The 22105-nt window shown below is 56.8% G+C and carries 18 protein-coding genes; 4 read left to right on the plus strand and 14 right to left on the minus strand.

Annotated features, from left to right (window positions below; genetic code table 11):
* Window positions 1–43: 43 nt before the first annotated feature.
* The 3 genes from ACW9KT_RS01915 to ACW9KT_RS01925 form a co-directional block, all read right to left on the minus strand.
* Complete coding sequence (locus ACW9KT_RS01915) at window positions 44–1771, minus strand: DUF1800 domain-containing protein (RefSeq protein WP_457077698.1); 1728 nt, start codon at window positions 1769–1771, stop codon at window positions 44–46.
* Between the two features lie 217 nt (window positions 1772–1988).
* Window positions 1989–3146 (minus strand): S1C family serine protease, encoded by a 1158-nt coding sequence (locus ACW9KT_RS01920; protein WP_457077699.1) that lies wholly within the window; start codon window positions 3144–3146, stop codon window positions 1989–1991.
* A gap of 49 nt (window positions 3147–3195) precedes the next feature.
* Window positions 3196–3783, minus strand: a complete 588-nt coding sequence (locus tag ACW9KT_RS01925) for an RNA polymerase sigma factor (RefSeq protein WP_457077700.1) — start codon at window positions 3781–3783, stop codon at window positions 3196–3198.
* Window positions 3784–3914: 131 nt separating this feature from the next.
* Between ACW9KT_RS01925 and ACW9KT_RS01930 the strand changes: the two genes are divergently transcribed.
* The gene (locus tag ACW9KT_RS01930) at window positions 3915–4142 is read left to right on the plus strand and encodes a hypothetical protein (RefSeq protein ID WP_457077701.1); all 228 of its coding nucleotides are present in this window, start codon (window positions 3915–3917) and stop codon (window positions 4140–4142) included.
* A gap of 119 nt (window positions 4143–4261) precedes the next feature.
* On the opposite strand, the gene ACW9KT_RS01935 is transcribed toward ACW9KT_RS01930, so the two are convergent.
* From ACW9KT_RS01935 to ACW9KT_RS01955, 5 genes are read right to left on the minus strand one after another with little or no spacing between them, the layout of a single operon-like run.
* Window positions 4262–6073, minus strand: coding sequence for a hypothetical protein (locus ACW9KT_RS01935; RefSeq protein WP_457077702.1), 1812 nt, complete (start codon window positions 6071–6073; stop codon window positions 4262–4264).
* 12 nt (window positions 6074–6085) lie between these two features.
* Entirely contained in the window at window positions 6086–8362 is a 2277-nt protein-coding gene (locus ACW9KT_RS01940; RefSeq protein WP_457077703.1) for a DUF4175 family protein, read from the minus strand.
* Window positions 8359–9933 (minus strand): BatA domain-containing protein, encoded by a 1575-nt coding sequence (locus ACW9KT_RS01945; RefSeq protein ID WP_457077704.1) that lies wholly within the window; start codon window positions 9931–9933, stop codon window positions 8359–8361. Before ACW9KT_RS01945 ends, ACW9KT_RS01940 begins: the two co-directional genes overlap by 4 nt.
* 29 nt (window positions 9934–9962) lie before the next feature.
* Window positions 9963–10838, minus strand: coding sequence for a DUF58 domain-containing protein (locus ACW9KT_RS01950; protein WP_457077705.1), 876 nt, complete (start codon window positions 10836–10838; stop codon window positions 9963–9965).
* A gap of 11 nt (window positions 10839–10849) precedes the next feature.
* Window positions 10850–11827, minus strand: a complete 978-nt coding sequence (locus ACW9KT_RS01955; protein ID WP_457077706.1) for an AAA family ATPase — start codon at window positions 11825–11827, stop codon at window positions 10850–10852.
* Between the two features lie 175 nt (window positions 11828–12002).
* Between ACW9KT_RS01955 and ACW9KT_RS01960 the strand changes: the two genes are divergently transcribed.
* Window positions 12003–12680, plus strand: coding sequence for a hypothetical protein (locus tag ACW9KT_RS01960; protein ID WP_457077707.1), 678 nt, complete (start codon window positions 12003–12005; stop codon window positions 12678–12680).
* Between the two features lie 18 nt (window positions 12681–12698).
* Here ACW9KT_RS01960 and ACW9KT_RS01965 read toward each other — a convergent pair whose 3' ends face one another.
* Window positions 12699–13322, minus strand: a complete 624-nt coding sequence (locus tag ACW9KT_RS01965) for a DUF4159 domain-containing protein (protein WP_457077708.1) — start codon at window positions 13320–13322, stop codon at window positions 12699–12701.
* Between the two features lie 246 nt (window positions 13323–13568).
* Between ACW9KT_RS01965 and ACW9KT_RS01970 the strand changes: the two genes are divergently transcribed.
* Complete coding sequence (locus ACW9KT_RS01970) at window positions 13569–14213, plus strand: porin family protein (RefSeq protein WP_457077709.1); 645 nt, start codon at window positions 13569–13571, stop codon at window positions 14211–14213.
* Window positions 14214–14294: 81 nt separating this feature from the next.
* The gene (locus tag ACW9KT_RS01975; RefSeq protein WP_457077710.1) at window positions 14295–14939 is read left to right on the plus strand and encodes a porin family protein; all 645 of its coding nucleotides are present in this window, start codon (window positions 14295–14297) and stop codon (window positions 14937–14939) included.
* 74 nt (window positions 14940–15013) lie between these two features.
* Here the strand turns inward: ACW9KT_RS01975 and ACW9KT_RS01980 are convergent, their stop codons facing one another.
* From ACW9KT_RS01980 to ACW9KT_RS02000, 5 genes are all read right to left on the minus strand, one after another.
* A complete protein-coding gene (locus tag ACW9KT_RS01980; protein WP_457077711.1) occupies window positions 15014–15622 on the minus strand; it encodes a hypothetical protein in 609 nt (202 codons plus the stop codon).
* A 166-nt stretch (window positions 15623–15788) separates the two neighbouring features.
* Entirely contained in the window at window positions 15789–17114 is a 1326-nt protein-coding gene (locus ACW9KT_RS01985) for a TldD/PmbA family protein (protein ID WP_457077712.1), read from the minus strand.
* An 85-nt stretch (window positions 17115–17199) separates the two neighbouring features.
* On the minus strand, window positions 17200–18852 hold the full coding sequence (locus tag ACW9KT_RS01990) for a TldD/PmbA family protein (protein WP_457077713.1): 1653 nt from the start codon (window positions 18850–18852) through the stop codon (window positions 17200–17202).
* Between the two features lie 87 nt (window positions 18853–18939).
* On the minus strand, window positions 18940–20277 hold the full coding sequence (locus ACW9KT_RS01995; protein ID WP_457077714.1) for a TldD/PmbA family protein: 1338 nt from the start codon (window positions 20275–20277) through the stop codon (window positions 18940–18942).
* Window positions 20278–20339: 62 nt separating this feature from the next.
* Window positions 20340–21992 (minus strand): TldD/PmbA family protein, encoded by a 1653-nt coding sequence (locus ACW9KT_RS02000; RefSeq protein ID WP_457077715.1) that lies wholly within the window; start codon window positions 21990–21992, stop codon window positions 20340–20342.
* Between the last annotated feature and the right edge of the window lie 113 nt (window positions 21993–22105).

Below are 22105 nucleotides of genomic sequence, written 5' to 3' on the forward strand. Positions count from 1 at the left end.
GCAGCGTAATGATCAATCAACGACCTGACCGTAAAGCCGTCATTTAGCTAAGATGGTACTCAGCCAGCCCCATGGCAGCCCGCAACATGGCTTGTAGTTTGGTCATCACCACCGCTTTTCTGCCCGCATTAGTAGGCGCAGCTAAATAGGCGTTCCACTCTACCGTCCACTCAAAGTCGGGCAGGCCAGGCAGCAACGTTTCCTTCAAGAAAGCTAGTTGCGTGCTGGTCAAAGGGATTGGAAGCAGAAGCTTCGCGTATTCGGCTACCAGCCGAGTAGGGTCGGCCGCAACAGCGGCGGGCAAGGTCAGGGTTAGAGCAACGGGGTCGATGAGAAGCTTGAAGCTGTTGCGTGTGAAGCCTGTGCCAATGAGCACATCCGTGAGCTGGTTGCGGCGGGGCAGCGTCACGGCGTTGATCCACATCTTGTAGAATTGAGGCGTTTGATAGTAAGCTGGCCAACCGGCTACGTTAGGTGGGTCGCCCAGAAGCTGCTGCTGCACGTTGGTTTGGGTGTTGAGGTAGTCCCACATGCCGTACTGTGCCACCACGCTCGAGGCGGGAGGAAAGGCCACCTGCATCTGGCGACACACCGTCACGGAGAAGTCCAGGGGGCTTTTGATGACACAGCCCAGATTGGCAGCATCAAAAAAATGTTCGCTCGTCAGCAACGCCCGTAGCACTGGCGCCACTTCGTAATTATTCTGGATAAGGAGCGTCGCCATGGGCTGAATTACCAGCTCCTCGGTGGTATCGTCGATAGCGTAGTACACAAACCACCGATAGAGAGCCCGGCAAAGGCTGCGTGCCGTCTCGGCCTGGCTAAAAATCATGTCAATCAGGGTCCGATACTCCTGGTCGCCACCGTTGGTGATAGCGCGGCTGCCAAAGGCAGTTGAAAATTGTTTGGTGCCCGTATCATGGCGACTGGCGGTGTAATAGCCAGCTAGCGTCGTCGTATTATCGCGCCAGCCAGTGAGCACCCGGGCTGCGGCCTTCACGTCGTCCTCCGTGTAGTTGGTGTAGTTTCCAGGACCAATCAGGGGGCCTTTTCCCACCGTAAATAGCTCCAGCAGCTCGCGGCCGTAGTTTTCATTAGGAGCGGCAGCTGTACTCTGATTACCATTGAGGTAGCGCAGCATCGCCGGCGTGATTGTCACATCCTTAATGAGTTGCTTGCTGTTCCCGAGCGCGTGTTGGCGCAGCAATGCCACGTATAGATAGCCGTAACGCGCATCATTGATGTCACTCAGCTCAACAACCAGGCGGTTGTGCCAGAAGAGCGTCATTTTCTCCGTGAGAGAAAGGCGCTGCTCTACGAGCTGGCCCATCCACCACGACCGCAGCGAAGTGCGGCGTACGCCCTCCACACTCTGGTTGAAAGGTTGCGTCACCCATGTTTGGCCAATGGCCACGCTGGTGTCGGCGGCGGCTACGTTTAGGGGAGGCGCCGGCGTGGGCAGAGGTGTTAGCAAGTCATTAACTACCTGCGTCAGGCTACGGCCGGCAGCCGCCACAATTTCGGCTAGGGTAGGCCCAAATAAGGTGCGCCGCAGCAAATGGGCTGCCTGCACCTCCGTCCAAGGGCCACTGTAGGGACTAAGTCCGGTAGTGGTAGTGATATTAAGAGCAGGCAGTTTTTGATTAGCATACGGACTGATCGTCTCTTCGTCACCGGTAGGGCTATGGAGCGCAGAATATTGCGGCGCCAGCGGCTCAGCAGAAGTGGCCAGGACGCGACTGTTCTTCCGGAGAAAAGATCTTCGATTCATGAATAGAGCGAACTAGATAGGTGAAGGTCGTAACACATTTAAATGTAGAGAGTTACTACCGCTATTCCTATTGTAGATACTGGCTCACTACTCGAAAAAATCCTTTTACTTTAGCATAAATCAGTTGGCGAGCTCAGCCGTTTTGATCATGCAGTTGTGCACAAAAAAGCCCCCCAGAGCGATATCTGGGGGGCTTTTTTAAAGTAAAAATCAGGGCCTATTCGTAAACCTTCACCACGAACACAAAGTCCTGAAGCTTGCGTAGCTGCTGGGGGCGGGTGCTGCCTGTCAGCTGATTGAAGCGCGGCAAGTTGTAGGGCTGGGCAGGCTTGGCCGTAGCCAACGAATCGACAAGGCGCATCAGGTAAGTCGACTTGGTGGCGAAGGCGGCGCTTTGCACGTCGGCCTGCCGACCGCTGATGATGCCGATGAGGTTGCCACGGTCGTCGAGCAACGGACCGCCGCTGTTGCCGGGGTTTACGGGAATAGAAATCTGGTAGAAACCCGTGTCACCTTCAAAGCCTGAGCGGGCGCTCAGCGAACCATCGTTAAAGACCAGATCCTCGCGTGGATAACCCAGCGTGTACACCTTCTCGCCAAGCTCCGCTAGGCCACGCTTGAAGGCGTAAGGCAAGCGGCCAAAGCCGTTAAACTTGGGATCCGTGATGCGCAGGATAGCTAGGTCGTGGGCTACGTCGGAGAAGACAGGCTCGGCACGGAAACGCTGCCGGTCGCGGCTCTCAATCAGCACGGAGTCAGCGCCTTGAATAACGTGGTAGCTCGTTACCAGGTAGCCATCAGTGGTGAGGGCGAAGCCCGTACCGCTGAACTTGCCGGGGTTGGCTTCCTCGCTGGGCCGGGGCTCGTCTATCTTGGTGAGAGCCTTATTCATGGCACGCTGGGTGCGCTTAATGCGCTCTACTTCCCGGCGCAGCACGGTATAGCCATACTGCGAAGGCTTCTGCTGTGCGGTCCGCCACATTTCCAGACCTAGCAGGGTAGCAAACACGGCCAGCACCGCCACCGACGCCGCAACGGCAATAGTGGCGCGGTGGCCGCTCCAAAACTCCCGCAATTGCTGCTCAGTGCGCGAAATGCGCATGACGGGCATATTCGGATTGCCGGTTTCGATGATAGCTTCGGTGGCTGCTTTCTCAGCATCGAGGGCCGACTGCATAGCACGCAGCTTGCGGCGCGTAGTAAGGCGCTGCCCGTAGCCTTGCAGGGTGGCCGTCAGCTCATCAAAGTCAGAGAGCTGCTGGGCCAAGTCGGGCTCGGTGTTCAGGCGCCGCTCTAAAGCAGCTTGCTCCTCCGGCGCCAACAGGCCACTCCGGTAAGCATCGAATAAGGCGTAATAATCAGCTTCAGTTTTCATAGGGCAGGGCGAAAGCAGGCTTTCACTGGACTGGGAACCAAAGGCGACTCTAAAAAGATTCTTCCTCTTTGTAATGAGTGAAAAACAATTTTTTGAGCCGTACCAGGCATTTGTATTTCTGATTCTTGGCGTTGTCGGCATTGGTGTAGCCAAACTCCGCCGTGAGTTGCTGCATAGATTTCTCTTGCAGGTAAAAACCTTCAAGCAGCGACCGGCAAGGCTCCCCGATGTGGTTCAGAGCTTCGGCCATGGTAGCAAAGCGCTGATCGCGCTCCTCTGCCTGGGCCACATCCTCCTCAGCACCGGTTTCGAGGTAAGGCTCATGGTCATCGAGGCGGCCGCTGAAACGGTTTTTCTCGGCTAACCGCTTGAGCCACAGTCGTCGGCACACGGCGTAGAGGTAAGTCTTGATCTGGCAGCTCAGCTCCAAAGAACCTTCACGCACCTTCTCATAAAACACCATCACGCCCTCCTGATACACATCCTTGGCCTCGTCCTCGGTGCCGCTGTTTTGCAGCACCAAGTGCGAAATCATGGGCAGATGCAGGCGGTATAACTGTGCCAATGCCCGGTCGTCGCCGGCCTGAATGGCGGCTACGAACTCTTCATCGGTGTAGGAAGGTTGACCCTTACCCATTCGCTTTGGTGGTTAATACAGAGAGGGCAACATAGTAACCCTCCCAAAAAATATTTTCTGCTCGTGGGTTACCTTCTGGCTCAACAGAGATAAAGGACGTTTTAAGACAACTTTCCAAACCTAACACCAAAATGAAAAACCTTCTGAAAGTATCTGCCCTGGCTTTTGTATTCGCTGCTGCCCTGACTTCTTGCGAGTCGAAGCCCGCTACTACCGAAACCACGACTACCGAAATGAGCACTGAGACTACCACTCCTGCTATGGGTGATTCGACTTCGATGGCAGCTGACTCTTCGGCTATGGCAGCTCCTGCTGACGGCACCTCGACTTCGACTACCACATCGACAACCCAACAGTAAAAGTAAGCAGCTACCGGTTTATACCGGCAAGCTGCCAAACGGCCCGATTTCCTTTTCAGGAAAATCGGGCCGTTTTTTTGTGCTATTGTTACCTAATAAGGGCAGCTCGGCTTAAATAGCTACAGCTTTTCTTCGAGCCATAAAAAGCCTGCCCCGAGCAAAAACAGGCCAAAAAACCAAGCTGCCGGCCAGGGCTGGCGAGTAAGCTCAGGCTCTGTATCATCGGGCGTAGCAGATGAAGCTAGCCACGCTTGAGCAGCTTGTTGGCGCAAGGCGGTTTCGGGCCCCAGCCAATTTTGCCCCCCAAACACGTAAAACCAGCGCGCGGCCTTACCGGCCAATGCCACGCGGTGCCAGCCAGCGGAATCAGGCCAGAACTGGCCGGTGCTCCACTCAGGCAAGCGTGTATCCTGCCGCAAAGCCAGCCGGATAGGACTAGCAGCGGCGCCTTGCACGGTAGGTGCTACACCTGGAAAAGAGGCAGCCGTTAGCTGTACCTCCACAGGCATGTCGGGGCGAGGCCAGGGTGTAATCACGCGCCAAGCGGCGTCTACCGGTTCGGGGCGAGCAGCGGCTGTCAGCAGGCGGCTCCAGTAAGCATTATAGATAAGCGAATCATTTTGTAGCGCCCAGCGAAACGTTTCGGGCAGCACTGATACCACCATTGTGCCCAAGCCTACGCGCTGGGTGGCTACTACCGCTTGGCCTGGCCCAGTGGTCACCAGCGGCCGCAAGCGGGCGGACGGGCGCATAGTGGCAGGCACGGTGGCGGTAGTGCGGCTGGGAGCATCAGGCCACTGAATAGATTGGGGCCGCGCCGCGGCAGCAGTAGCCACTGGCACAATGCTGAAGGAGGCGCGGGCCGGCGTAAGGCGGGGCAACGGAGCCGCATCAGCCAGCAAAATCAGGCCCGGACCGCCGGCACGCAGGGCCGCCGTGAGCTGTTGGACCTCGCCGCCCGAAAGTCCGGCTACCGTACCGGCATCGGCTACTATAGCGTCGTAACGGGCCAGCAGGGCGGGGGTGAGGCGGGAAATATCGTGGGCAGGCTGGTTGAGAAACTCAGTTTGCGTCAGGCCCCGGCTGATGCCCACACGCAGGGCCACGGCATGCTGCCGGGTACCTAGCTGATTTTTGAGAAACTTGAACTCGAAGGAAGGCGTGCTGGCCAGCAGCAACACGCGCAAGGGGCGAGTGGGCGTAATTTCCACCGGCACCGGCTCGGAGGCCAGAATTTGCCCCCCACGCCGCGCCACCAGCTCGTACACCACCAAGCCCGCCGCTTTGGGCACGTAGCGCAGCTGAAAAGCCCCCCGGCCACTGGGCAGCCGCGCCGAGTCGCGCGGGGTGCCGGCGGCGCGTAGGTGCACCCACACGGGTGCTGCCTTATTGGCGCTGGGGGACAAATTGTCGAAAAAGCCTTCGATGCGCAGCGGTTGTCCTAGCTCTACGCGAGGTGTCCACTGAGCCGTACGAAATTCAGCCTGCGCCGCCGATACGTGTGATACCAGCCGCACCGAGCCAAGCATAGACAGATCGGCAGCCGGCAGCCCACGGCCTATTACGTGCAGACGCCGTAAACCAGGCTGTCGCTCTTTTATTTCCAGCAGATTAGTGGCTGTTACAGTGTCAGCGCCGGTAGTGGCAGCGGTGCGCCACAACCGGGTAGCGGGCCCTAGATGGCGTAGTAAGGCATCTACAGTGTCAGGTTGAAATCCTTCGGTGAGCAGAATGGCTTCGGCTTTGGGACCGGGAACTGTACGTTGGGGCGGGTAAGCGGTAAACCAAAGTCCGGCGGCAGCCAGGGCCCCGGCCAGCAGCCGCAATGCCAAGCGCTGGCGGTTGGCCCGCCGCAACGCCGCCCAACTTAAGCCAAGCACCAGCAGCAGACACAGCGCAAGCAAGCCGTAAAAAAGAAACGTGGGGGGCATTTTCACCAAAGCTTACCGACTTAATTCTTGAAAATATCGCTGCGCAAGTGGGCTCGCAGTAGGCGGCCGAACGGGCGTAGCGGCGGGAGGGGGCAGCAAACCCGTAAGGGCGCGCTCCACCGACGGCACTAGCTCGGTGCGTAGGGGCCGGCCGGCTCGCACATCTGCTACCAAGCCACGCAGGTCACGCAGGGCTGTGAGGTAGGCTCCGGGCCGTTGTAGAGCGGCTTGGGCCAATGCCTGCCCCGCCCGCTCTAGTACCAGTGCATCGGAGGGCTTTACCGCCTGACCTCGACGGGCAGTTCCCAGCCAGCGCAGGGCCTCGCGCACAGCCGGCTGATTGTCTTGAGAGGCAATTTTCTGCTCCTTGCGCGGGGCGGCAGCGTTGCCCATCTCGCCGGTCAGGCGCAGGGTAGCCTCCGGTAAAATGGGTGGAGTAAAGCCTGATTTCTTAACGTAGGCGCGGGTTTGCTGCTGCACTTGCTTGAGCAGGCGCAGGGCGCGGTACTCGTAGGGCAGCGCCTCCTTCAACCGACTGGTGCGCAGGCGCAGCTCGGCCTCCCACATTTGGGCCAGCACGCCGCGCAGCTTGGCTTTCACTTCGGGCTCCAAGAAATCGGCCGTTTCGCTGTCGTCGTGCAGGTGCATGTAGGGCTCCATGAGGGCGGCCGTGGCGGCCTCGCCAGGCACATCTCGGGCAGAAGGAGGTAGATTATCGTGGCTGTGGTCGTGGCCGTCGTCGGCCGTATGCTGCTCCTCCTTACTTTCCTCTTGCTCGGCGGTGGCAGGGTTATCTTGTTCGGCTACGGGCGGGCGGGTGGCCGTTTCGCCAATGCCCTGTTCAAACTCTTCGCCCAAAAACTTGCCATAGCGCATGCGCAGAATCTTCTGGTCGTGGCCTAGATTGTTGCCGCGCTCCCCCACAGTAGTGGCCGACAAGCGGGGCTGCTCGGCTATCAGCTTTTCGGTGTCAATAATAATTTGGCGCTGACTGCGGAAGTAAGCCGGCACCACGTTTACGCCCATCGATAAGTCGGAGGTGCCATCGACTACGGCCGTGTCTTCCCACTGTACCAAATAGGTGTCGGAGCGGGTGCTGCCGCGGGCGTTGTCCCAGGCCTGCACGTAGAGGTACACTTCGTCGCCGTAGGTGAGCCCGAGCTTGGGCAGGTTGAGCGTGTGGGTAGCCGTAGCTTGGGTGGGCTGTCCACGCAGAGGGCCGCTGAGGTCAGTAACCGTCTCCGTAAACTTCACGGCCTCACCCTGGCCCTGAGCCACGGTGGCTACCAAGCGGGCCCGACTCAAGCCATAATCATCGCGCAGAGCTATACGCACCGCGATTTGCGGCTTATCGCCAAACTCAACGAGCGTGTAAGGCTTGGGGCTCTGAATCTGAATGACAGGCGCTTGGTCGGGCTGCACGTCGATGGCATAGTCATCAGAAGCTTTGCCTGCGAAGCGCACGCGGTACAATACTGATGCGGTCAGTGTTTGCTCGACTACATAGGTATTTGCTTGTCCGGGCACTGCCCGAAAAGTTACCCGCCGCGCGCCAAGCTCTAGTTGCGGTGGCGCATCAGCGGGCCGGTTTACACGCACCGTCCAACGCACTTTTGAGCCACTAGGGCAACGGAAAGAAGCCATAGCAGCCGACGTAGCGGGCTGGTGCGTATAGGCGGGCGGAGTCACGTTGATGCGGGTATCGGTAACGCGCGGCGCGGCCTGAGCCGCAGGGTTGATTTTTTCTTCAGGAAAATTGAGCGCTACGGCTGGGGCTGCTGTAGCTACTGCGGCTTGAGAAGTTGGCCTCAGCCACCACGCCAAGCCAGCCAGCACCAGCAACAAACCCGCCCAACCCAGCGCCGGCCGAAAATCGACGGGCAGCAAGGGTTTTTTAGTGCTTTGCAGTTCTCCCAGGCGGCAACTTACTCGCTGCTGCTGAAGGCTTTCCAACAGGTTGAGGGACGACGATTCACGCAGCAGCAAACCCGTACTGTCTTCCAGCTCCGCAAACCGCCGGTCGAGGCGACGGGCGATGGGTGTCAGATCGGAGTGCCAATAACGCCGCAGTTGGACGATTACGAAGGCTACTAGAAGCAGAGCGGCTCCGCCTACCACCCAGCTAGGCAGAGGCCAAAAGCGGGCTAGCACCACCAGCAAAATGCCCCCCGCCACCACCGGCAGCAGCAAGGCTCCCGTGCGGCGCAAAGCATAGTAACGCCACTCCGTCCGTAGAGCGGAGAAGGTAGCCACGGCAGGCGCTACAGCAGTTTGGATGGAAGGTGTCATGCGGGAGAAACAGGGGTTGGAATCGGACGGCGTTGCGCCAACAGGCGCTCCAAGCCAAAGAGCAGTCCCGCCATCAGCACAGCCCAAGGCCGCAGATCGGTGAACGTATCCGCTGCCGGCTTGGCTGCTTTCTGGGGGGCATTTTGGTCAGTGGGCGACTTTGGTTGAATAGCTGCCTGCACCTGAGTGAGCGCTACAGCCCGGTAGTCTTTACGAGACATTGCCAATGCGGGCGTGGCGGGCTCTAGCAACTCCAGTAGCAAAGTGGGCAGTTCGGGGCTGTCCGCCAATCCACTCCAGGTCGGGTTAAGGCGCGTGTGCATCCGGTAGATCTGGCCAAGGCCCTCTACTCGTCGTGACAATACGGCCTGGCCTGCTCCGTCGGCCCAAGTTACCGTGCTGGGGGGCAAAATAGCAGCCGTGTCGCGGCGCAAAATTGGGATAAGCGCGTCGGTCCCGGCGGTGCCAAACGAGGCCGCTGTCGGCACGCCTGGCCCAGGCGCTTGTTGCCACCACGCCAAGCCCTTGGACACGCGCGACTTCCACGCGGCCGGCATGGGCGCCTCGCTCAGCCAAAACACCCAATCCAGGGAGTCGGTGGGGGTGGGTGCCGCAGCCGAAACAGTTACAACCGGGGGCACGAGCAGGCCGCTGCCCGCCGCCCGCAATGCTGCACTCAAGTAGCGCGCATCTTCGGCTTGGTTGGCGCTATAGTACACCCATAGCCGAGGCGCCCGCAGCACGGGCGTGGCGGCCGTGTCAGTCGCTAGCCGCACCTCCGGCTGACCGGCGCGACGATTTTCATAGCGAAGCGGGGGCAAGCCAGGCACCGTAATGAGTGCGTCGGCGGCTGACTGCGCTACAGTGGTGGCTTTAAACGTGGTCTTTTCTTCATCACTGCGCCCGATAAGTAGCCGCAGCTTGTCGGTGCCGCTCAGGGCGGCCGCCTGTATCCAGGCGCTGGAATCTGGGGTGGGAATGAGCTGCCAGGTAAGGTTGGGGGGCAAATTGGGGCGGGTTCCCTGCAGATCAGCTAGCCGAGCGGGAGTCAGCAAATGAACTGGCCGCTCGGGAAAGCGCTGTGCCGCCTGTGCCGCCCGGGCCCACAAAAAGCCTGATTCGGTGGCCGCCGCAGAATCAGCAGCAGCCGGATTAGCTAGCAGGGCAGTCCATTCTTCTTCGTTAATCTCTGGAAACCCCGACGTCAAACGGCCTAGTATGTAGCCTTTACGCCGCAATGAATCGATTAGCGGACGTACCGAAGGGAGGTTAGCTGAAGTCAGTAGCTCGGGGCTCACTAGCACCTGCCCGCGCGTAGGCGGAGCGGGTCGCTGCCAAACGGGGCCTGCCAGCGCTACTGCCAGTACTGCCACCACGGCCGCCCGCAACAACAGCAACAGCAACTGCTCCAGCTTCAGGCTGCGCAGGCGCCGATTGGCCGAAGCCGCTAGCCACCGCACGCTGCCCACCTGCACCGTTCGGCCCGGCCGCCGGTTCCAGAGGTGGATGGCTAGGGGCACCAGCAGCCCCAGTAAAGCCAGCAACGCAGATGGAGTGAGAAGAGTGAACAAGTGACTAGTTTAAATTAAGATCATAAAACTCACATCTGCGCCTCGCGGCGGCGCAAAAACTCACGCAACGCCTGATCCAGCGGATCGGCGGTGCTGAGTTGATGATAATCGAAGCCGTGGCGCCGGGCCGACTGAGCCGTGGAGCGCAGCCATTCCTGGTGATTATGCTGGTAGGCCGCCCGCTGCTGGTCGGCGTTAAGCTGGAGAATTTGGCCCGTTTCGAGGTCTTCGAAGGTGATAGAGCCACGGTAAGAAAATGTTAGCTCATTGTTGGCCACCAAGTGCAGCACCAGCACCTCTCCGCCTACAGCCTGCAAGCGGGTAAGTAGGCTCTCCATCTCGGTCCCTTCCTCATACAAATCACTCACAAACACCGTAAGCGCGCGCTGGCGTCGGGCCGTAAGTGGAGCTAGCGTAGCGGTAGATGGAAAAAGCCCCCCAGCCTCCGTTTTCTCTAGCAAATTATACAGCCGTGGCAGCTGCCGCGATTCGGCTCTGGGGGGCAAATGCTGCACTCCCTCGGGCCGCAGCACGCTCAGCGCCACTGCATCACCTTGGTTTGTAGCCAAATACGCCATGCTGGCCAGCACCAGCCGCGCATAGTCCAGCTTAGTGAGGCCGTTGTCGTCGCGGTGGTTCATGCTGGCGCTGGCATCAAGCAGCAGATGAATCATCAGGCTCGTTTCCACCTCCGACTCGCGAATGTAGTAGCGGTCGGAGCGGGCGGCTAGGCGCCAGTCGAGGCGGCGCAAGTCGTCGCCGGGCTGATAGGGTCGATACTGGCTGAACTCCATGCCCACGCCCCGCCGCCGGCTCCGGTGATGACCGGCCAGGAAGCCTTCCGCCGCCTGTTTGGCCGCTAGCGGTAAGTTGCGCAAAGCGTGTAAAGTTTCAGGAGCGAGCATACAGATCTGCGCTAAACGGCTACGGCTTTCAGTAATTCAGCCACCGCATCATCAGCCGTGATATTCTCGGCTTCTGCATTAAAATTTAACAGCACCCGATGCCGGAGAACTGGCGGTGCCAGCGTCCGCAAATCGTCCAGCGTCACGGCGAAGCGGCCTTGTAGCAGAGCCCGAGCTTTGGCACACAGAATGAGCGCTTGCCCGGCCCGCGGACCAGCGCCCCAACGACCATAGTCTTGAATAAACTTTACCTGTGTAGTGGCCGGCCGCGTGGCGCGCACAAGGCGGTTCACAAAATCGAGCAACTCCAGGCTTAGGCTCACTTGGCGCACGAGCTGCTGCAACTGCCGAATATCGGCGCTGCCCAGCACCGGTTTTACCTCCGGGCGGGCTGTGCCAGTGGTGCCTCTAAGTACGGCTAGCTCCTCTTGCTCAGAAGGATAGCCAATGCGCACATACAGCAGAAAGCGGTCGAGCTGGGCTTCGGGCAAAGGGTAGGTACCTGCCTGCTCAATTGGGTTCTGAGTCGCCAGCAGAAAAAAGGGCTTCGGCAAAGCGTGCTCTTGGCCGGCGTAGGTTACGTGGCCTTCCTGCATAGCCTCCAGCAGTGCCGCCTGCGTTTTGGGGGGCGTCCGGTTGATTTCGTCAGCCAATACTAAACTGGCGAAAATCGGCCCTTCATTGAACTTGAATGAGCGGTGCCCCGTGCCGTGGTCTTCCTCCAGCACCTCGGTGCCCAGAATATCAGTGGGCATCAAGTCAGGGGTGAACTGAATGCGCCGAAACGACATATCGGTGGCGGCGGCTAAGGTGCGTACCAGCAGGGTTTTGGCTAGCCCCGGCACGCCTTCCAGCAGGGCGTGACCCCCAGCCAGTAGTGCTACGAGCACCTCATCGAGCACTTCGCTTTGACCGACAATGACTTTGGCAATTTCTTCTTTAAGCGGCGGAAGTTTAGCTAACAGACGATGTACTTCTTGTTCGGTCACAGATACAGGCTTGGAGAGGCAGAAAGTGAAAAAGTCAGGCGAGGTGTAAAGTCAGATATAATCTGGTAAGGATGCGTCAGAAGTGAGTTTTAGCGTCTTTTTCTTCAAAAAATAAAAGTCTGATTAACTGATAGTGTGGTTTGCTAACCCTTGATAAAAGTCTCTGTTTTGATTCATGATACACAACTACTTTTATACTATCCGACTCAGCTACTTAGCTGGAGCTACTCTATTCTTAAGTCTGCTCGCCGTACTGGCTCAGGCTCAAACTACTCCGCAGGAGCCCCAGACTCAGAACAGCGCTAACGTTAGCCGTAATACGATCCGGCTGGACCAAGCCGTGATTCTATTCAGAAACTTAGACTATAATCTACTTAGTAGAAAGTGGCACTTCGTGCTGCCCATTTTGGTGGGATACGAGCGGCAGCTAAGTTCAAAAACAAGTATCAATGCAGAAGCATTAGTAAATGGTGGCACTCCTATGGAGGGAATATTTGGCTTGGGCTTGCAAGGGCGCTACTATTTTTGGCAGGGTAGAAAAACGGGACTGTTAGGTTGCTACGTCGCACCTACGCTAGGTTACCGCGCCGTTCGACAGGAATATTACGTTGCCGGGGGAGAGCGACGTAAGTTAGGTGGCGGTGGTGTATCGATGGGTGCCCAAGTGCCAGTGGCTCTGCGAAAACAGTTAGTGCTCGATATGGCAATGGGCTTTATGAGTTGGAACCACTTGGGAAAGAGCGACATAATCAACATGCCAGGCTATGGAACGTACGATAATAGTATAAAGACCTCATACGAACGGAACAGTGTTATACTCGATGGACGCTTGGGTATCGGCTATCAATTTTAAGATTTAGTGTTTGCACAATCAGGCCGTAAGCGCATACATCAGGATGTTGACGCCAAACTTGGTGTTGTCTTCAGCTAGCCAGCGCTTGTTGCGGTAATCGTAATCCCACTCGCAGCCATAGTCCTTATTGGAGTAGAGCACGCCTATGCGACCATTTATTTCGACCGCCTTCAGGTAATCGTGGACCAAGTCGTCGCCCCAGCCGTTCAGTTCAAAGGACGTAGGCGGCGGGCCGTCTTTGAAGGTAAAGAACGATTTGTAGATGGGGTGCGTTTTAGGAATCTTCTTCAGAGCTCCAGCGCCGAAGCACTGCCGCATCTGCTCCTCAAAGGAGCGAGCAAACAGGCCGTCGATGTCATGGTTGCAGTCGTCCACGAATACGAAGCCGCCGTTGCGTACGTACTGCGTGAAGTTCTGCTTTTCGGCCGCCGAAAACTGCACTAGCCGGTGGCCCGACAAGTAGCAGAAAGGGTAACTAAACAACTCAGGGCTGTCGAGGGCCACTACTTTCTCTTTCTGATTCACGGGCACCGTAGTGTACTGAATCAGAGAGTGAAGCAGATTGGTGGGCATTCGCTCATCCACAGAATCCCAGTCGCCGGAACGGTATTGAAGTCGTACGAAGGTGAAGGGAGCGGGCATACAAGCGAATAGGCGACGAAAAAGAGACGGCGCAAGGTCAACAAAGTTGCCTGGGGGGCAAATTCCGGCTGGAAAATACGGGCTTCTTCCGACCCAAACTGCTACCGCAAACTAAACGTTATGAATGTCCGTTTTCCATTTTGGCCCAATTAATGCAAACTAATCATCTATAAATAATACAGCCTTATTGACAATACACTACTACCCGCTTACGTATTACTCATTTACTTTAACCTGCAACTACCTATGAAACGCACTGTCCTATTGCTGTTTAGCTTCTTTTGCTTAGCGCTCAGCGCGCAAGCCCAGTTTGGTGTAAAAGGCGGAATCAACCGCGCTGTGCTCAGCGGCAACGTCGGCGACGATGCGGAGTACCAAACCTCCTACCATGCCGGTATTTTTTATCAAGCCAAGATTCTTGGCCCCATCTCCTTGCAGCCCGAACTGCTCTATTCTATGCAGGGCGCGCAGGCCCGCAGCCTCATTCGCGACCAGTCATTGGAGGAGTTTGATACCAAGCTGCATTACCTGACGTTGCCCGTGTTGGTGAAAGCCACCATCGGACCGGTTTTCGTGGAGGGCGGCCCGCAGTTTAGCTATCTCGTGTCCTCACAGGATGAAGGTCGCACGCAGGTAGATCTGACTAGCTCCGGCCCCCGAGAATACCTCGATTTCAACCGCAATAATAGCGGCGACTACAAAAAAGGCGACCTAGGCGTAGCCCTCGGCGCCGGCATCAATCTGCCGCTGGGCCTGGCTGTGGGAGCGCGCTTCACCACCAGCCTCAACAACATTGGCGACTACCGTAACATCAGCGGCGTGAACGACCCGGAGCTGAAAAACCGCGTGTTTCAGGCGTATGTGAGCTTTCAGCTGGGTAGAAATAATTAGATATGAATATAAGGATAAGGATTTGGGAGTAGGCAAGTAATTATGTTGCTTGCAAGCTACTTTCCATCTTCTTATCCTTTTATGAAAAAATCTATACTGCTTGTTAGTGCACTACTGGGCTGGTCACTGGCAACTCAGGCCCAATCCACCGTTCAAGTGGGCGTGAAAACTGGTTTGTCACTGGCTGTTCTCGACGGCACCATTAACACAGGGGCCGAATATAAACCCAGCTTTCATGTGGGCGGAGTGTTACGGTGGCGGCCTTCGGCGCGGGTAGCTATCCAGCCCGAATTGATATTTTCCCAACAGGGCTATCAGAATCCGAGCGGACCGTTTACACTGGAAAACAAGACAAATCTTTCGTATCTAAATCTGCCCGTGCTTGTGAAAGTTTATTTGGGTAATGTGTTTAACGTGCATTTAGGACCTCAGTTTGGCTTACTACTCGCCGCTCAGAAGAAAGGGGACCTTTCTATTACATCCAACGGTGGGGTGGTTTCCGGCGAGGAAGAGGTGAAGAAATTCTATAAAAGCGACTTCGGCGTATGCGCGGGCCTGGGTGCCGACCTCAAAAATGGTCTGTTGCTGGCCGCTCGCTTCAACTACGGCCTGTCGGACATCGACAATAATGCTCTTACCCAGCAGGTTCGCGAGCAAGCAGGCTTCGGTGGCCTGCATAACCGAGTGCTTGAAGTTTCAGTAGGCTATGTTTTTGGCTCCAGGTAGTAGCGTTATTTAAGTCCATAAAAAAGCCCCCCAGATCATCTCTAGGGGGCTTTTTTATATAAATTGAGTCCAAGCTATTCCGACGCCTTAGCTGCTAGCAGCAGATTATACTGCGCAATGATGGCGCGCATGTCGCGGTACTGATAGTTGGGCAGATCTTGCTGAATCTTCTGAGCCAGCTCGGGGCAGTCTTTGAAATATTCGGTCATCTGTTGGCGGAATATGCTGCGCTTTACTTCCACCAATTCACCTTCTCGACGCACGTACCAATGGTTGTTGATGTACGGAATGGCGGCCATGACCATCACGGCGCCGGCCAGCGGAGCCACGGGAATAGGAATAGCTTCGGCTTCCGCGTAATTGAACAGCTCCACCGGACCTTCTAATAATCTGGCAGCCAAGACCTTCTTGTTTTTGCCATCGACAATCATAATCTCGGAATAGATGCCCTCCACAAGCATCGACTGTACTTTATCGACGCCAATCATCTTCATTTTCGGTTTGGGTCGAATATCGGGCGACTTGTCGTAAAAGCTTAGCGCCTTACCAAAACCCTCGGTGCTGACGGGCAAATACAAGCGAATCTTGCGGCCCTCCGGCGTGGTAACTTCGCCTAAGGCAAAGCCTCGATATTCTCTGCTTGGCTTAGCGGAGTCTACTTCAAGGGCGTCTTGCTGGGCCAAACTCGCCCTTGATAAGCCCAAGAGAAGACCTATAACGAGTAAAATTTGCCTCATAAGGAGTTCGACGTAGTTGTTTAGATACGAAGCCGCATTACGCAAAAAGTCCGCCTGAAAGCTTTCAGGCGAACTTTTTACAGCGAAGAAGTATGATTTTTTTGCGCCTGCTCTATACGGCGTCGGAGAGGCTAGTGAAGGTAAAGTCGCGAATCTTCAGCGGTGGCACCAAATTGCCCCCCAGACGTTGCGGCTTGCCAATCGCCTCGATATTATTCAGCATAATGATCGGGCTTTCGTTGAAGCGGAAGTTTTTCACCGGGTGCTTGATCTTGCCGTTCTCAATGTAGAAGGTACCGTCCCGTGTCAGGCCCGTGTAAAGCAGCGTTTGCGGATCCACGTCGCGGATGTACCACAGACGCGTGACCAGAATGCCTTTTTCGGTGCTTTTGATCATGTCTTGCACAGTTTGGGTACCGCCTTCCATGATAAAGCCGCTAGGAAAAGCTGTGGGAGCCACGTTGTTTTTCTGAGCCCAGAAACGCGAGTAGTACATGTTCTTCATCACGCCCTTCTCAATCCAGGTCATCCGTTTTACTGGCAAACCGTTACCATCAAATACGCTGCCCGGCGCTTCCGCATTGAGCGGGTCGGAATAGATGGTTACGCGCTCATCAAACAGCTTCTGGCCTAGCTTATTGCCTCCGCCTTTTTTGCTCAAAAAGCTGCGACCTTCGTCGGCCGAACGGGCATCAAGCGAGTACATAAGGTTGTTGAGCAGGCCTTCATCGGATACTAGCGCGGCAGGCTCCAGAATTACGGTGTACTTACCTGGCTCAATGGCTTTCGCATTCACTGAACCCGCCGCTTTGTCGGCCGCGATTTTGGTCAGGGCTTTAGCGTCGAGCTTGTTAGCATCGGTGAAGTCGGCCACAGCGTAGCCCGAGCCGGTGCCGTCGGGCGTGCGCACCGTGATGGAGAAGTCGAGGTTGGTGTCTTGCTGATAAGCTTCCAAGCCCTTGCTATTGCGCATGGCCAGAAAGCTGGCGCCATCCTCTAAGTAGCCAGCCGCCGTAAGCTTGCGCTCCTGGCACAAAGCAATGCTGTCGGCGGCGGCTTTGGCTCGAAAATCAGGCGTGATGCCGGCGGTGCTCTGCGCAAACGCCACGGGCGTGAGATACTGCTGAGGCCCCAGCAGCGGCACATAGTCGGGGTCTTCGGGGGCGAGGCGGGCAATTTCCTCGGCCCGCTGCACGCAGCGGCGCAGGGTCGCCTCGTCGAACTCGTTGCAGGTGGCCACGCCCGAGCGTTTGCCAAACCCGGACTCCACCACCAGTGACACGTTGTCGGTTGCGCCAGCGGTACTTACGTTATTGCGGGCGTAGCGAATATTGCCGCTGCTACGTCCTCGCAGGGTTACGGTGCACTCGTCGGCCTTGCTATAGCTCAGTACTTTTTTGAGAATAGTCTGAGCTTCGTCTTTGGAAAGAATGGGCATTGCGAATTGCTGATGTTGATGTTAAAACTTATCTCCAGCGTTAGTCTGCTTTAACCTGGCACGGGACGAAGCCCCGCGCCAAAGCTTAGCCAATCTTCCGGGCCGTGTTGATGACGTTCACGCCATTGAAGCGCGTCGTTGAGCTGCCGTGGCTTACGGCGCTGCTCTGTGAGGGCTGGCCTTTGCCGTCGTTGAAGAAGCCGGAGAAGCGGTAGTCCGACTCGTCGCAGATGGCGGCGCAGCTGTTCCAGAATTCCAGCGTGTTGGTCTGGTAGGCTACGTCTTCCAGCATACCCGTGATTTTGCCTTTGTCAATCTCATAGAACACTTGGCCTCCGAACTGGGAATTGTAGCGCTGCTGGTCGATGGAGAAGGAGCCGTGGCCAGCAATGTAAATGCCTTTGTCTACGCCTTTTACCATGTCGTCTACGCTCAGCTTGGTTTTACCGGGCTGCAAGCTCACGTTGGGCATGCGCTGAAATTGCACATCGGCCCACGATTGTGCATAGCAGCAACCGTCCGATTCGTTCTGACCCACCATGGCAGCTTGGTCGCGAATCTTCTGGTAATCGATGAGCATGCCTTCTTTAATAAGGTCCCACTTCTTGGTCTTCACGCCCTCGTCGTCGAAACCCACGGCGCCGAGTGAGTTAACTTGCTGCTTGTCAGCCACAATATTCACCAGCTTGGAGCCGTAAGGCTGCTTCTTGGCGCGCCACTCGAGCGTAGCGAACGAGGTGCCCGCATAGTTGGCCTCGTAGCCCAGCACGCGGTCCAGCTCCGTAGGGTGACCCACGCTTTCGTGGATGGTCAAACCCAAGTGGTGAGGGTCTAGCACCAAATCGTATTTGCCGGGTGTTACCGATTTGGCGGTCAGCTTTTGCTTTACCTGCTTGGTAGCGGCGGTGGCATCTTCGAGGATGTCGTAGCTGTTTTTGTAGCCTACCAAATCAGAGCCAGCGGGGCCTGCTACTTTATCGGCTGCTTTTGGCGTCAGGTACTCGTAGCCCATGCCCATTGGGGCGCTCAGGGCTTGGCGGCTGCGGAATTTGCCAGAAGCGCGGTCGATGGCCGTCACGCTGAACGTTGGCCAGATGCGGTGAATATCTTGGTCGATGTAGGAGCCGTCGGTTGAGGCGAAATACTTCTGCTCATTCACCTGGAACAAGGCCGAGTTAACAAAGCTAGCGCCGTTATCCATCGCCTTGGCGTTGGCCGCGAGCAGCAAGTCAACTTTTTGAGCAATAGGAACTTCAAAAGCGTTCTGCTGAATCGGCGTTTTCCACGCTACTTCGCCGTGGCCTTTTACCGGAGCCAATTTCACTTGCTCCTTCTGTACTTTCGAGTTGGCTTTGGCAATCTGCACGGCTAATTGAGCAGCCTTTGCCAAGCCTTCCTCACTCACGGTGTTGGTAGCGGCAAAGCCCCAAGTGCCGTTGGCCAGCACCCGCACGCCCGCGCCATAGCTTTCGGTGCTCTGAATATTCTGCACCTGCTTTTCGCGGGTGAAAATTCCTTGATTTAGGGAGCGACCAATGCGCACGTCGGCGTAGGACGCGCCGGCCGATTTGGCCGCGTTGAGGGCAGAATCAGCTAAGCGCTTTTTCAGGGCCACGTCGGCGGCGGGCACCAGCAATTGCTCGGGCGTTACCAAATTGCCCCCCAGGCCTGGGAAGCTAGGCAAGAACAGGGCGCCGGCCGCTAAGCCCGACAGCCCGACAAAATCGCGTCGTTTCAAGAAAGTAGAAGTTTTGAGTGAGGAGTAGTTTTTAAGTACAAAACCCGCCGGCCGGAGCCGACGGGTTTCATAGCAATCAGCAAAACGCTAAACAGCGTCCGACAAACTAGTGAAGGTAAAGTCCCGAATCTTCAGCGGTGGCACCATATTGCCCCCCACGCGCTGAGGCTTACCGATAGCCTCCAGGTTGTTGAGCATGATAATAGGCGACTCGTTAAAGCGGAAGTTTTTCACCGGATGCTTGATCTTACCGTTCTCAATGTAGAAGGTACCGTCGCGGGTCAGGCCCGTGTACAAGAGCGTTTGGGGGTCAACAGGGCGGATATACCACAGGCGCGTGACCAGGATACCCTTGGCAGTGCTCTTAATCATGTCCTGCACCGACTGCGTGCCACCTTCCATAATCCAGCCGCCGGGGCGGGGAATATCCGGTACACCTGATTTTTGAGCCCAAAAGCGCGTGGTGTAGAGGTTCTTCACTACGCCCTTCTCAATCCAGGTCATTTTCTGCTGGGGGCGGCCATCACCCGAGAAGGTGAGGGTCGGGTTGTCAGCGTTCAGCGGGTCTGAGTAGATGGTCACGCGCTCATCGAACAGCTTCTCACCTTTCTTATTTCCACCACCTTTTTTGCTCAAAAAGCTGCGGCCTTCGTCAGCGTTGCGGGCGTCTAGGGCGTTCATCAAGGCCGCCAGTAACGAGGCGTCGGTGTTGGCTACCAGGGCGGCGGGCTCTAGGATAACGGTGTACTTGCCGGGCTCGATGGCTTTGGCGCCTACCGAGGCAGAGGCCTTATCGGCGGCAATCTGGGTGAGGCGGGCGGCGTCGAACTTGCTGGCGTCGTTGTAGTCGGCGGTGGCGTAGCCCGAGCCTGTACCGTCGGGCGTGCGCACCGTCACAGAGTACTCCAGGTTGGTGATCTGCTGATACGCTTCGAGACCTTTGCTGTTGCGCTTGGCAATGAAGCCAGCCTCGTCATTCAGGAAGCCGGCCGAGCTGAGCTTCTTTTGCTCACACAGCTTCATGCTGGCGGCCGTTTGCTGGGCGCGGTAGTCAGGCGTGATGTTGGCCGTGGCTGCCGCAAACGTGGCGGGTGAAGGAGTTAGGTATTTCTGCGCACCCAGGAAGGGCACGTACTCAGGGCTTTCGGGGGCAAGGCGGGCAATTTCTTCCGCCCGCTGCACGCAGCGACGAAGCGTAGCATCGTCGAACTCATTGCAGGTAGCAACGCCCGAGCGCTTGCCGAAGCGCGACTCGACGGCCAGCGACACATTATCAACGGCACCGGCAGTGGAAATAGCATTGCGCGCCGAGCGCACGTTACCGCCCGTAGTACCGTTGAGCGTGACTTCACACTCGTCGGCTTTGCTGTAGCCCAGCACCTTGGTCAGGATAGCTTGAGCTTCGTCTTTAGAAAGTATGGCCATTAGTTGGTATGGATGTACTGATTTTGATGTGTGAATTTGCCCCCCAGTAGGTGAGGCAAGCGTTACCCAATCTTGCGGGCCGTGTTGATGACGTTCACGCCGTCGAAGCGGGTGGTCGAGCTGCCGTGGCTCACGGCCGACACCTGCGAAGGCTGGCCTTTGCCATCGAAGAAAGAGCCGAACAAGCGGTAATCCGACTCATCGCAGATGGCCGAGCAGCTGTTCCAGAACTCCAAGGTGTTAGTCTGGTAAGCCACGTCTTCGAGCATGCCGTCAATTTTGCCCTTGTTGATGGCATAGAACACGGTGCCCCCAAACTGGGAATTGTAACGCTGCTGGTCGATGGAGAACGAGCCCCGGCCGGCGATATAAATGCCCTTGTCCACATTCTTGATCATCTCATCGACTGAGAGCTTGGTTTTGCCGGGCTGCAGGCTGATGTTGGGCATGCGCTGGAACTGCACTGTGCTCCAAGAGTCGGCGTAACTGCAACCGTCCGATTCGTTCTGACCCACCATCGCGGCTTGGTCGCGGGTTTTCTGATAATCCACCAGCACCCCGTCCTTAATTATATCCCAACGCTTGGTTTTCACGCCTTCGTCGTCGTAGCCGACGGCACCCAGCGAGCCGGGCTGCAACTTATCAGCCACAATATTGACCAGCTTGGAGCCGTAAGGCTGCTTCTTGGCGCGCCACTCCAGGGTAGCGAACGAGGTGCCGGCGTAGTTGGCCTCGTAGCCCAGCACGCGGTCCAGTTCCGTAGGGTGACCCACGCTTTCGTGAATGGTCAAACCCAAGTGGTTCGGGTCGAGCACCAAATCGTATTTGCCCGGCACTACCGACTTCGCGTTGATTTTTTCTTTGGCTTGCTTGGCCGCCAGGGTAGCGTCCTCCAAAATATCGTAGCTGTCTTTGTAGCCAATGAGGCCAGTGCCAGCCGGCCCAGCAATTTTGCCAGCAGCCTTTGGAGTCATATACTCATAGCCCATGCCCATTGGAGCGCTTAGGGCCTGCCGCGTCCGGAACTTGCCGGAGGCGCGGTCAATGGCCGTTACGTCAAATGTGGGCCAAATGCGGTGCACATCCTGATCGATGTAAGAGCCGTCGGTTGAGGCAAAGTACTTCTGCTCATTGATTTGGAAGAGCGCCGAGTTTACAAAGTTGGCGCCGTTGTCGAGGGCTTTTGCGTTGGCCGCGAGCAGCAGATCCACTTTTTGGGCGATAGGCACCTCAAAGGCATTCTGCTGAATAGGGGTCTTCCAGGTGACTTCGCCAACACCTTTTACGGGGGCTAGTTTCACTTGCTCTTTCTGCACTTTTGAGTTGGCTTTAGCAATCTGCACCGCTAGCTGAGCAGCTTTCGCTAAACCAGCTTCGGTCACGGTGTTGGTAGCGGCAAAGCCCCAGGTGCCATTGGCCAATACCCGCACGCCCGCGCCGAAACTCTCGCCGCTTTGAATGTTCTGCACCTGCTTTTCGCGGGTGAAAATGCTTTGGTTTAAGTACCGACCAATGCGCACATCGGCGTACGATGCGCCAGCAGACTTGGCGGTGTTCAATGCCGCATCAGCCAAGCGCTTATTCACAGCGGCATCCATAACTGATTCAAGCAAACGCTCTGGATTGACCAGAGTGCCACCGAAACCGGGGAAATTGGGCAGGAACACAGCCCCCGCCGCCAGGGCTGAGAGTCCTACAAAATCACGTCGTTTCAAGAGTGTAAGGTTTTGGGAGGATGAGAGGAGAGTGAAGTTTAGGGAGAATTCGGGAGAAACTCAATTTTAAGGACAAAGAATGCCCCCCAGGGATGCACGGGTCATGTTGGATT

The sequence above is a fragment of the Hymenobacter sp. HD11105 genome, from assembly GCF_054051685.1.